The sequence below is a fragment of the Runella sp. genome (genome assembly GCF_027484545.1).
GTDB lineage: Bacteria > Bacteroidota > Bacteroidia > Cytophagales > Spirosomataceae > Runella.
On sequence record NZ_JAIXST010000009.1, the window covers coordinates 1 to 12,924 of the forward strand.

The window sequence follows — 12,924 nt, forward strand, 5'->3', positions numbered from 1 at the left end:
GGACCAACGTACCGAACGTAGTATTTCCCAGCAAACTGAAACATCTAAAATCTTATGTAACTGTAGCTCAAATTTCATCTTTTCTTACAAAACTACCTATTTTGTTCATCAGTCCAATATTAGGTAAGAGCCATAATAAAACTACGACTGTCACTATCAAACCAAATGTTACAAAGGCTGAGATTGAAGCACAGCTAAAAAACTCAAGCCTAAAAAACGTTTTGATGCTTACAAGTATGGAGGCAAAGTACAATGATGACAATTTGCTCTGCTACTTTATGTTCTCTTATCCAAGTAGTCAATACTCGTTCGAAACATGAACGCATAAAAACAACGGCAAAAGTAGTGTATCATTCATCTAATGATTGCTTTGTAAGATAAACACCAAAATTATCATTTAACTATTCACACTGCTCTTGTAAACTATGATTGGAATGAATTGATAATTCTAAAACATTCATTATTAACAACATACACCCACTAAGACCACTCCTTTTACGAACTATAAAACCCGTCTTTTGGGCTTGCTCCTCCAGCCAATCATCATCAAAAAGTGTTGCTAAATAATTACTCAATTCTGAAGTATTTATCGTTTTCAGTAAGTCTATCAATGGCTTCATCGTTTTTGATGACAAAAATACTGCGTCTAACTCTTATCCTGACGGCTATGGTGAAGACAAAGACCATGGCGAAGACATAGAAGAACATTTCCAGTCAAGTAAGTACTATTTTTTTCCCTTGGGTTTCTGAAATAAATAACTATCGCCTTTGGGAAGAAAACGTTCCAACCACGGAGCTTCGGAAGCGGTAAGACTCTGAGCACCTGCTTTGATGGAGTCGAACGAAGTGCGAGGTTGACGAATCAAAATTTCGCGTCCAGCTAAAGGTTCTCCCAAATGACTGTCGCTAAAATTGTAAGTAGTGCAGACGCAGCTCAGCGTGTCGGCGTGCATCCAGTCAGCATTTTCGCCCCATATCCCGCAATTGAAGTGCCGATAACCGACGGGGTTTTTGTAGCCGCTGCCGTATTGGTATACGTTGATAAAAAAATGAAGTTGAGGCGTAGTGCCGCTGATAAACTCCGTCCAGCCGTCAAATTCAATGGCTTTCCAATAGCGTTTTAATGCCAAATAGCCGTGGTTATCCACCGAAATTTGCCACGCCATTCGGTTGAATGTATAACCGTCGTCTTTACCGCGCGCTTCGTAGGAGCGGTTGTAGCTGTACCAATTCCCTATGACACCCTTCGCCAACGTAGTCGTGTCGGCAATGGAGCGTATGACTTTCCCCTCGGTTTTTTCTCGATTAAAAAACCACCCCCACCCTACCACCGTAAGAAGGCCCATACAAGCCATGGCAGCTGCTACTTTCCACCATTTTTCGGTTTGACGAAGTTTTTTATGGGTTTGGTTAAGTTGCTGAAGTTCCGACGTGAGTGCTGCCGATTGGTTTTCCCATTGGGACGCATCAGAAGGAGCTTTGGTTAGGCCGGTACGCACCGACGCAGCCTCAAAACCATGGGCTTGGCGGTAATCGTCGAGGGTAGAAAACCCGAGCGTACGAACAAGGGCTAACATAAAATGATCGGTCGTCCCAATGTGTGTTTTGGCAGATTTGAGGAGGTCGTCGTGGCGGTCGCGGAAGGTACTGCCCCCAAATTTGTAGGTTTCGGGACCAATGCCTTTTTCGTGAAGTTCCAGGCTTTTACGGTGCGTAGCCTGCCCGACAAAAGCGGGCAGTTGGCGTTTTTGCTGCTTTTCAAACGTACTGTTTTTAGACCAACTCGCATTACCCAGCACTTGGTTCATTGAGTGCGGCGGCGTTCGAAAATCCACGTACGGAAGGCCCAGTTCTTCCTGAAAATACACTTCGAGTACTTGATTCCACAATTTTTCAAACAGCGGTCGGGCAACTTCGATATTCATAGTTAAAGGGCAATAGGCAAATGGCAAATGGGCAATTCTTTATCATTTTCAGGGCGCAATTTAACTCTTTTAAGTGATTGCACCCATTTTATTAATTGTTGATAAACAAACACAGCTTGCAACACACCTCTTCCTTTACAATCTGACAATCAATATATTGGCAATATGTAATCTTGCTGTAACCAACGCTTACACAGCGAGCGGTTAGCAGTTACCCTTGACTTTGAGCGGCAAAAGTCCTGAACTTTCGGTCAATGAAATCAGTCAACACAAACCTTAATCTTTAATCATGAACTCTTCCCTTTCCAATCCGTCGCTCTGGCAGCAACTAAGCGACTTTCAATTAGACGATTCGCCCGAGGAGGCGGTGCAGTTTTCGGACAAATTAATCAAAGAAACAAAGTGGACACCCGATTTTGCGAAGCGAGCCATGGCCGAATACAAGAAGTTTTTGTACCTGTGCCTAACGATGCCGCAGGGCGCGTCGCCCTCGGAAATGGTGGATGAAGTTTGGCATTTGCACTTGACCTACACGGTGAGCTACTGGCAAAAATTGTGCGGCGAAGTACTGCAACGAGAACTGCACCACTATCCCAATAAAGGAGGAACTTCCGAAAACCAACGCCACCAGGATTGGTATGCCGATACACTCATCGCCTACGTAAAAGAGTTTCAGGAATTGCCACCAGCAGATTGTTGGCATTTACCCAAAGGACTCGACTTAACGTCGTATCTGCCGCCGACTTCGCCGTTTCGAGCACCCACATTACAGGTAACACCGATTTGGGAAGGATATAGCTATTGGCTGGTAGGGGCTGCGGTCTTAGGCATGCTATCTTTAGTGATGTTTATGTTATCAGGACCTCACTTTTTGTTGGCGTATTTGCTCCTGATGGCTTGGGGTTGGTGGGGAACCTACCACAAAATCCGTTTTAAGAAACAGGTCTTGCAGGAAACGATGCATCAATTGCACCCCTACCATTTTGCGGCGTTATTCAAAGATACGGAAACAGTATTCCGCACTCTCGTGGCAGATTTTGCCGAAAGAGGCTGGATCAGTTACCAACACGAAGATAGGTTTGCGTACGATACAACGATTCATCAACCGATGATGTACTCGTTGCAGGCACAGGATGAAAAGGCGATGCCCGTCGAGCGCTTGCGAGGGTTGTTATACCCCTATGCTCAAGCCATCACTAAAGCAACGATTTCCGTTAAAAACGAACTTTCACAAGACTTGGGAGCAAAGCTGTTTCAGGGATGGGTGCTGTTGATTGGCATAACAAGGTTGTTTCAGGGAATTCTAAATGGGAAACCGGTGATTTTTTTGATGTTAATGATGATTGCGTACGTCATTGTTTGGGTAATCATAGAACAAACAACGTTGATAGAACGAACTGTCAGCGATGCGTACCAAACCACCGATTGGGGAGGGCAAATTACGGTCGGGGCTTTAACTTTTATGTTGTTCAACGCTTCGTATAGTTTGGGAAATGACCAAACTCTCCAACGCGTGTTCAACAAAGCCCCCGCTTCCGACGGCGGAACGGGCTGGCTGGGAGGCGCTACTTCCGTTAGCTCTTCCGAAAAAAGCAGCGGCGGGGATGGCGGCGCGGGATGCAGCAGTGGTGGCGACGGAGGAGGCGGAGGATGTGGAGGAGGCTGCGGCGGTTGTGGAGGAAGCTGATTAGCGAATGACGAATGGGGCCGCTCGTGCGGTGCGATGACGAATAGTCAGGGCTTACACGTAAATGTCAGGAAGGTTCTTTTTCCGTGGAAGAATTTGTAGGTTTACGCAACGGATAAATTTTAACAGTTCTTAATCACTCAGAACATTCAAAACCCATTTATAGATGAAATTCGCTTACTTCTTACTGCTTTTGGTTGCCTCCTTTACTTTTGCCCAAAAGAAATCGGCTCAAACCCTTGAAAACGAAATCAGTCCCGTCATCGAAAAATACATCACCGAAAAAAAGATTCCTGGAGCAGTGCTTGCGGTCAAAAAGGGAGACAAAACAGTATTCATAAAAGCGTACGGCTACACCAAGCTGAAAGAATTTGACGGTTCGATGGCTGTACACCCTGAATCAATGACGGTGAACCATTTGTTTGACATTGCGTCGTTGACGAAGGTAATCGGAACCACCACGGCCATCATGAAACTTCACGACCAAGGGCAACTGAACGTGGAAGACCCGGCCTCCAAGTACCTAAAAGGGTTTGACGAGGGTGACAAAAAGAAAATTACGATTCGGCATTTGCTGACCCATACCTCGGGGCTGTATGAGTGGTATCCGTTGTATTATTTTTCTAACAAACGAGCAAGCACAGTTGCTTTTATCAAGCAACTTCCGTTGAAATTCCCCGTGGGCGAAGGGCGTCATTATTCGGATTTGGGCTTTACTCTCTTGGGCGAAATCATTCAAAATGTTTCGGGGAAACCATTGGAAACGTACGTAAAAACCGAAATTTTCGCCCCGCTCCACATGACCCACACCGGTTATACGCCCGACAAAAAATCCAATCGTTTTGCGGCCACTTCCATGGGAAATCCGTACGAAAAACGCATGGTGGAAGACCCTACGCTGGGCTTTACCGTAAAGGGCTTAGACCCCCAAAGTTGGACCGGTTGGCGCCAATACGTTCTGCAAGGGGAAGTAAATGATGGCAATGCCTGGTATGCCAACGAAGGGATTTCGGGAGCAGCCGGGCTTTTCTCGACCGTGGATGACCTTCAGAAATTGGTGGATATGCTGAAAAACAAAGGCCAAGTGAAGGGAAAGTCGTTTATTTCAGCGAAAACCATTACCTTATTCCTGATACCCGATAGCTTTAAAAACGGTCTCGGTTGGATGATGGACCCTCAAAATGCGTTCATGCGCAATGCCCCTGCGGGTACCTTTGGACATACGGGTTTTACGGGCACGAGCATCACGGTAGTACCGGAACAAAAACTCTCGGTCATTCTCCTTATCAATCGTCAAAATATGGGTCTCCAGCCCACAAAAGACTATTTCAATCCCAACCCCATCCGTGAGGCGGTGATTAAAGCCGTTTTGAAATGGGATAATGAGTAAGACTCAATGAATTTGTCGACTAACCTGTTGAAAAAAAAAGCTGAAAATGATTAAGGAAAAAATAATATCAGCCTATGAAGAGATGGCTGAAAAATACAATGAATTGATTGAGCGTAAGCCTCATAACGCCTACTACGACCGCCCCAACACTCTTGATTTATTGCCAGAGGTGGCAGGTAAAACTGTACTTGATGCCGCCTGCGGACCAGGAAAATATGCCGAAATTTTATTATCAAGAGGAGCTGACGTAACCGGTTTTGACATCAGTCCTACCATGATACAATTAGCGCAGCAGAGAAACCAAGGGCGCGGCACCTTTCTGGTCCATGACTTATCAATGCCTTTTGATCCATTTGAAAATGAATCTTTCGACATCGTTCTTTGTGCCTTGGCCCTGCACTATGTCGAGGATTGGACCTTGACCATCCAAGAATTTTGCAGGGTATTAAAACCAAAAGGAACCCTTGTGATCTCCATCGAACATCCGTTTTCTGAATACAATTACTTTAAATCTACTCGGTATTTTGAAGTGGAGCATGTCAAATGCACTTGGAATGGCTTTGGAAAACCAATCGAAGTAAACAGCTACCGAAGGCCGTTAAGTGAATGCCTGTTGCCCTTAACCGACAACGGTTTTTACATCGACCGATTGATTGAACCCAAACCCACCGCAGAGTTTGAGCGTCTTGATCCTAAGCACTTTAAAGAACTCAATAACTTTCCAGGTTTTATGTGTATCAGGGCGGTTAAGAGGTGATTTTTTTGATTTTCAATTGTAGCAACGGGAAGTAATTATCAACAGCTATTTATTGGCAATAGGCAATTTCTCTTTAAAAGACTACTCGCAACAAGGATGCTTTCTTTATTGTGCGTTGTCTTCCAAAGGATGACTGCGCACTCACTATACAAAGAGTGTTTGTAACACGGTGAGTGCCCGTTTCCCCTCTGCAATCTATTGCCTACAAGAATCAGCAAAATGGCGGTTCAGCGTTAATGCTGTGTTCATGTTTTAAACCTAATCTCTGTTCTGTTATGACGTAGCCCCTTCTGTTGTGGACAGACAGAACTCTAATTTCCCACTAACGCCAAGCCTTTTTCGTTAGTTACAATCGTGCCAGAAATGATAAAAACCGCAGACGAATTTATTACGCTTAGACAAAGCGACAACATCGACGAGCAATATCGTGCGAGTCACGACACGGCTGACATAAAGTAGGCACAAGCCTTTTCACTAAAGATGTTGTGGGTAAATATCAAGCTTTAGATTGGGAGCAAGTTTTTGTAGAAGGAAAAACTTTTTGTAAGACTACATCTGCAAAAATGCCTACGGAGGTGGCTCAAAAACGATTAAAGCAATATCAGCTAAGCCACAACAATCAGACAAGCAGTATCAGACTTCTGATTTCAAGAAAAAGTTGGCAGCGTATACTATTTTTATCACCCGCGTCGGCGGTCCGAAATACAACCAAAGCACAGCTAAAATCCCAACAAATCTATGCTTTTTATAAACTTCGTTGGTAGATAGAACCGCGCGGGCGGCCCTGTGCTGTTTAAGATTTGGAAAAGTCTTTTTGAGATAGATGAAATAGGTAAAATGAGTATCGCTCGTTTTGAGTGTTATCTTTATCGAAAACTAATCGCAATACTGATTGGAGGGCATATTCAATCCCTTTTCAATAAATGTGTTGAATACAAATTGGACCGCCGATGCGGAAGACTTCGAGCTCAACGAATGGAGGGCCTATAAAGCGCTAAAAAATCGGACCGTCGATGCGGTTAAATGCTTTCTGGGAATACATTAGAAATGGACTAGTGGGATTAAAAGAGTGGATGGCTAATTTATTTGAAACCCTCTTTCTTACAGCCAAAAAAGAAAAAGACTTGATACAATGACTGTCAGAGCATCGCCTAAAGATATTCTTAGCCTGACGGCTATGGTGTTCTTACCAGCAAAAACCACCCACTATCTTAAAGCAGATTCATAGAAGAATAGTTTTTAGGATTGTCTCCTTGTAGTTGCGTAAGGTGATTTTCTACTGTTTTATTATTGGTTTTGTACATTTTCTTGCTCTAAAAACAGAGGCAGGTTTAAAAACATTGTCTTTTGATTTCCACGAAAAAATCAATAAAAACTAAAAATAATATATGTTGGCAACGTTGCCGATAACGTTTGCGTAAAAAAATTAAATATTTTATTTGTAATGTACCAAATAAACAGGTTATAATTACTTAGCTTTTACAATGAAAGTAAGAAAAGCAATAATTTGAATCTCTTGAAAAAATAGCATAATCACTAATTAAAATCCTGGCTGATTATTAGATTGGCTTTACCCCCTAGCATACAATCTATTCCGTTTGTATTTCCTTAATTTTTATATCAATTTAAAACAATTTTTCTATGACAAACCCTTTACAACCCAGAAACAAAATATCTATTTGGGGGATTTTGTTGGCTATGGTGTTTATGACACAATCACAGGTATCTTTTGCAAAAAAGTACCGAAACAATCTTACGAATCAAACTGTACAGAAAATTACAGGCACGGTTTCGGATGAAAATGGCACAGGTTTGCCTGGCGTAAGTATTTTGAAAAAAGGTACTACCATAGGGGTTAATACAGATATCAATGGAAAGTACAGTATTGATGCAAATGCAGGAGATATTTTAGTTTTTTCGTTCGTTGGCTACCTCAAAGAAGAAATTACTATCTCAAACCAAACGATGCTTAATGTCAGCTTCAAACCTGACACTAAAGCACTCGAAGAGGTTGTCGTGACAGGTTATGGTAATCAAAAAAGAGCTGAGTTCGTAGGCTCTTCTGCTGCCATCAAGTCGGCAACCATCCAAGAAATGCCCGTTACGAGTGTAGAAAGTGCCATGCAAGGCCGCATGACAGGAGTACAGGTGCAGCAGAGTTCTGGACAGCCTGGTGCTGGTGTTTCTATTCGCGTGCGCGGAGTTACTTCTATTGCAGGAGGCAATGAACCCTTATTTGTCATTGACGGTGTGCCGCAGTATAATAACGACAATCGAGCACTGAACGGGCTTTCGGCTTTCAATTCGAGCGATATTGAAAGTATTGAAGTACTAAAAGATGCCTCGGCAACCGCTATTTACGGGTCGAGAGGGGCAAATGGAGTTGTGCAAATTACAACTAAAAAAGGTAAGGCAGGTCAAAATAGAATCACTTACGATGCTAGTTTTACCCACCAAACTATTCAGAAAAAATTGAACTTGATGAATGGCACGCAAATGCTTGATTTTTTCAAAAAATACTATGCCAACTCAAATTTAGCATTGCCTTCTGAGGTAACTAATGCCACAAATGCCAATACCGACTGGCAAGACCAAGTATTGCGCGGTGCATTGCAACAAAACCATACCTTAAGTTTTTCGGGAGGTACTGACAAAACGCAATATTATGTTTCTGGAAACTACTTGACTCAGCCTGGAATTATTCTTGCTACCAATTTTTTTAGAGGCTCCCTTCGTTTCAACCTAAATACCCAATTGAATTCGAGAGTAAGCCTTCGTACCTACATGACGGTAGCCAGAACGCAATCGAACGGATTTTCACCCTCAGATAACTCACCAACTCGCTATACTGGCAAAAACGGTGTAGGAGCTATGGTTTTGGCCTCGCCTACGGTGGCACCTTACAACGCAGATGGCACTTACGGTAATCCGCGCCCGTTCTCATTTAGTGGTATTGACGTAGAGAACCCATTGGCATTTACCAAAGAATCTTTGGACAGAAATATCGTGACTCGTTTTCAAGGAGGCATGGATTTTAGCGTAAAATTGATTGAAGGTTTAACAAATACCGCTCGCTTCGGAGCCGATTATTTCGCTGCTCGTGCCGATTTATACTTCCCGATTGTTTTGGCGCAGTTGAGTTCAGGGGTAGGCATTGGCCAATTGACCACAACGAATTCTATCAATGTCGTTGCCGAAGATTTCTTAGAATATAAAAAGAAATTGGGCAAAATTGATTTTGAAGGGGTGATAGGTGCATCTGTTCAGAGCTCTCAGCAAGACATTATCCAACTGTTAGGTTCAAAATACATCAACGACGATTTGAAGAACTACAGTTTTTCGGCAGCAGGTAGTGTGTCAAAACCAGTGACGGATATTGTTAAAAACAATTTGGTGTCAACTTTCGGCCGTTTACGCTTAAATTACAAAGACCGTTATTTGTTTTCAGCAAGTATTCGTCGGGACGGGGCTTCAGTATTTAGTAAAAACCACAAATACGGTGTTTTTCCATCGGTGGGTCTTGCTTGGCGAGCGTCCGAAGAGCAGTTTGTGAAGAATTTTAGCGTTATTTCTAATCTAAAAATTCGTGGAAGTTGGGGACAATCAGGCAACCCTGCCATTCAGCCTTATCAGTCATTGTTGCTCGGAAACATCATCAATACCGCACAAGGCGCAGGTTCAGGATTGGCAGTTGGTCTTTCTCCTACCTTGCCTAACGATAACCTCACTTGGGAAACTACTACACAAACCAACTTGGGGCTTGATTTAGGTTTGGCGAATGATAAGTACCGTGCGTCTTTTGATTATTACATCAAAAACACCACTTCGCTCTTGGCAACGGTTCAGTTGGCGCCTTCAACGGGCTATAATACCATCATTGACAATGTGGGTGAGGTTCAAAACAAAGGTTTTGAATTCGAGTTGGGTACTGACATCTTGAATACCAAAGACCTACGTTGGATGATTGATGCCAATTTGTCCATCAATAAAAACAAGGTCGTTGCTACTAAGAATAACCTTCCGTTTAGCTCAGGAAATTCGAGAGTTACCCCTGGTGACCCTCTTTCGGCTTTTTATGGCCCTAAAACCAATGGTACAGACGCCAAAGGAGAGTTGGCTTATATTGATTTGAATGGTGATGGAATTATTGACGGAAGAGACAACCAACTACTTGGTAGCCCATATCCAACTTCAATTATTGGTATCACTAACAGTATTCGTTACAAACAATTCAACTTTGTAATGACTTGGTCGAGTGTACAAGGCAACATCATTGACAATCAGTTGTTGTTTACTGCCGCAACGCCTACGCCCGCTTACAACCGAATTGCCAACATTTACGATTATTACCCAAATCCAAAAGCGTCAGACATTCACCGTAGGTCTGAGTTGTTTCTTGAAGATGGTTCTTACATTCGTTTGCGCAATATTCGATTGGATTATAGAATTCCGATGGGTGGTAATAAAACCTTCAAATCGGCCAATGTTTATGTGTCTGGCCAAAACCTGTTTACCATCACAAAGTACAAAGGATATGATCCAGAAGTGAATGCTTTCAGTGGTAACTCTTTGCAACAAGGTGTTGACAATGGTGCTTATCCAGGGGTCAAATCAATCACTTTGGGATTATCAATCAGTCTTTAATTCAAAACAATATTCAAGCAATGAAAAAAATAAATATCATACCCCTACTTTTGACCCTTTTGATGGGTACATTGACCGGCTGCGAAAAGCTATTAGATGAAATACCGCCTGCGAAATACCAAATTTCTACCTTAAACAAACCCTTATTGGATGCGTTTGTGATTGGGGCTTACGAGCCGCTTTCTCGTTCTCGCGGGCGGCTCTGGGAATCTACTCTCACACGTGACGTGGAAGGTTGTGCAGAATATTGCCAATTGCCCGCGGGTGGTGGAACCAACTACATGAACTACAACTTTGAGCCCCAAAGAGGTGATAACACGGCCCGTTGGACTACGTTCTACGAGGCCATCGGTAAGGCAAACTTGATTTTAAAAACCATTGATGAGGACCAATCGTTGGCTACGGACGTGAAAGCCCCCTTCAAGGCGGAAGCACTTTTTATTCGAGCTACTTGCTATTGGTGGTTGACTCGTATGTTTGGGGCTGTGCCATTGCGTCTTACGCCTATCGCCAACTCAAACGATACTGCATTGCCTTTGTCAGACTCGAAAGTAATCATAGACCAGCTCATCAAAGATTTGGCTTTTTGTGAAACAGCACTTCCCCTAAAAGTAGCCGAAGCAAGTACAGGAAGAGCCACGCAAGGGGCGGCCAAAATGATGTTGGCCGAGATTTATCTTTGGAACAAAGATTACGCAAATGCCCGTACCAAAGCCAAAGAAGTGATTGATAACAAAGCCAAATATGGTTACGATTTAGTTAAATCATTGGAAACGCTTTACTCGCCTTCTACACCTACCAACTCAGAAGAAATTTTTGCTATTAAATTTTCTCAACAGAAGGCATTGGGTTCATTTTTACCTACTTATGCTTTTGAAGGACGGGCGTTGCAAGCGGGATTGGCCGCTCGTGGTATTTCGGCACTGATGGTTAGAGATTGTCCATTGATAAAAGGCTGGGACAAAAAAGATTTGCGCAGAACTTGGAACCTGATTGATACCATTTCTATCAGTGGCGTTAAAATCAGGGCTAATATGATACCCAGCTCTATCTACATGTTTGGCAAATACCGTGATGGCGCAGCCCCCGAAGAAACCGCCTCAGGGAACGACTTCTATTTGTACCGTTTTGCAGAAGCATACTTGATTTTTGCCGAATGTGAAAATCAAATCAGTGGCCCAACCCCCGCAGCTTATGATGCAGTAAACCAAGTAAGAAGACGTGGTTACGGTGTAGATTTAACAAAAACCAGCACAGTGGCTGACTTTCCTGCTGGTCTATCAAAAGCCGCTTTCGACGACTTGGTCTTCCAAGAGCGTGGCTACGAGTTTATGTACGAATGTAAAAGATGGTGGGATATGGTTCGTACGGGCAGAGCTGATGCGTTGGCCAAGGCCGCAGGCAAAACTCCAACAGGTGGCAGTATCACCCGATTTACGTATTTTATTCCAGATGTTGAGCTTGTCAACAACCCCCTGATTAAATAATTAATCTTTGCTTCAAAATAAAAACACCCCTTAGCTAAGGGGTGTTTTTATTTTGAAAATTGACGCGAATCCGAAAAATGCCAACAGGGTTCAATCGCTATAACTTACACCGTGGTCGCCAAACAGTTTATCATACGTCAGGGTATTTTCGCTCAGCCAGTTGAATAGGTAGCTGCTGTTTGTATACCCTTCCGAGCCCAAAAGCCCGGAATAGCCATACCCTTGATTTTTGATACGATACGAGTTTAAGCAGTTATTATATAAGTTGCCACTGATGCTCGAACGGAATTTAAGCGAACTCGTAATGTTATATTCCCCAAAAGCAGTACCGAGGGTGTTAAACGACTTGTTTTGTTTGTGGATAAAACGCGTCAACGAATATGGATGCCATAGATTTAAGTCATTGTACGCCAAGTATTTGTTCCAAGTCGAATTCGGGTCACGATAACCCAAATTGCCGTTTTCGTTATACACCGGAAAAATAGGGTCACTCTGAATAGCCAAACTTACTACGTCGCTTTTGCCTTGGGTTCCGTCGGTGCGGTCAAAAATAGCAGTCGTTCCCAAGTTCAATCTAATGGTAAATTTATCGGATACTTTGTGTTTGATGTTGGAGCGAATCGTTAAACGCTTGTAATAGTTTTGATCCAACACCGCCTGCTGGTCCAAATAAGCCTCCGAAAACATAAACTGCGTTTTCTCCGTACCACCCGATACCGACAATTGTGCGTTGTGCGAAGGGGCCACGCGATACATGACATCCTGCCAATCGGTGCCTTTCCCAAATTGTTGGGGATTAGTCGTAAACTCATCGGGAATCCGATAGGTAGAGGTACGTGCGTTGTTGGGGTCGGTTGCTTTATTTTTTGTGGGATTTAGATCAACCCACGCGTTATTGTGCACATCAACGTAGTAATGCGAATCTTGGGTTGTAAAAATGAGAGGTAGTAATTTCATAAGTCAGTAAATTTGTGTTGCCAAACATTTATTAAACTGACTATGAGAGAATTAGAATTAATCCGTCTTTATTACTA

Annotated in this window: 8 protein-coding genes; 6 read left to right on the forward strand and 2 right to left on the reverse strand. The window is 43.1% G+C overall.

Annotated features, from left to right (window positions below; genetic code table 11):
* The coding region (locus Q0081_RS00560; protein ID WP_298348160.1) for a hypothetical protein at positions 1-320 on the forward strand (320 nt) is incomplete at its 5' end.
* Between the two features lie 405 nt (positions 321-725).
* Here Q0081_RS00560 and Q0081_RS00565 read toward each other — a convergent pair.
* Positions 726-1,925, reverse strand: coding sequence for a hypothetical protein (locus tag Q0081_RS00565; protein WP_298348161.1), 1,200 nt, complete (start codon positions 1,923-1,925; stop codon positions 726-728).
* Between the two features lie 289 nt (positions 1,926-2,214).
* Here Q0081_RS00565 and Q0081_RS00570 point away from each other — a divergent pair, with 289 nt between their 5' ends.
* The 5 genes from Q0081_RS00570 (at position 2,215) to Q0081_RS00590 (ending at position 11,890) form a co-directional block, all read left to right on the forward strand.
* Complete coding sequence (locus tag Q0081_RS00570; protein WP_298348163.1) at positions 2,215-3,612, forward strand: hypothetical protein; 1,398 nt, start codon at positions 2,215-2,217, stop codon at positions 3,610-3,612.
* A gap of 166 nt (positions 3,613-3,778) precedes the next feature.
* Positions 3,779-5,002 (forward strand): serine hydrolase, encoded by a 1,224-nt coding sequence (locus Q0081_RS00575; RefSeq protein ID WP_298348165.1) that lies wholly within the window; start codon positions 3,779-3,781, stop codon positions 5,000-5,002.
* 46 nt (positions 5,003-5,048) lie between these two features.
* Positions 5,049-5,759 (forward strand): class I SAM-dependent methyltransferase, encoded by a 711-nt coding sequence (locus Q0081_RS00580; protein ID WP_298348166.1) that lies wholly within the window; start codon positions 5,049-5,051, stop codon positions 5,757-5,759.
* A 1,641-nt stretch (positions 5,760-7,400) separates the two neighbouring features.
* Entirely contained in the window at positions 7,401-10,403 is a 3,003-nt protein-coding gene (locus Q0081_RS00585) for a TonB-dependent receptor (protein ID WP_298348167.1), read from the forward strand.
* A gap of 20 nt (positions 10,404-10,423) precedes the next feature.
* Positions 10,424-11,890 (forward strand): RagB/SusD family nutrient uptake outer membrane protein, encoded by a 1,467-nt coding sequence (locus Q0081_RS00590; RefSeq protein WP_298348168.1) that lies wholly within the window; start codon positions 10,424-10,426, stop codon positions 11,888-11,890.
* Between the two features lie 90 nt (positions 11,891-11,980).
* Here Q0081_RS00590 and Q0081_RS00595 read toward each other — a convergent pair whose 3' ends face one another.
* A complete protein-coding gene (locus tag Q0081_RS00595; protein WP_298348169.1) occupies positions 11,981-12,847 on the reverse strand; it encodes a hypothetical protein in 867 nt (288 codons plus the stop codon).
* Between the last annotated feature and the right edge of the window lie 77 nt (positions 12,848-12,924).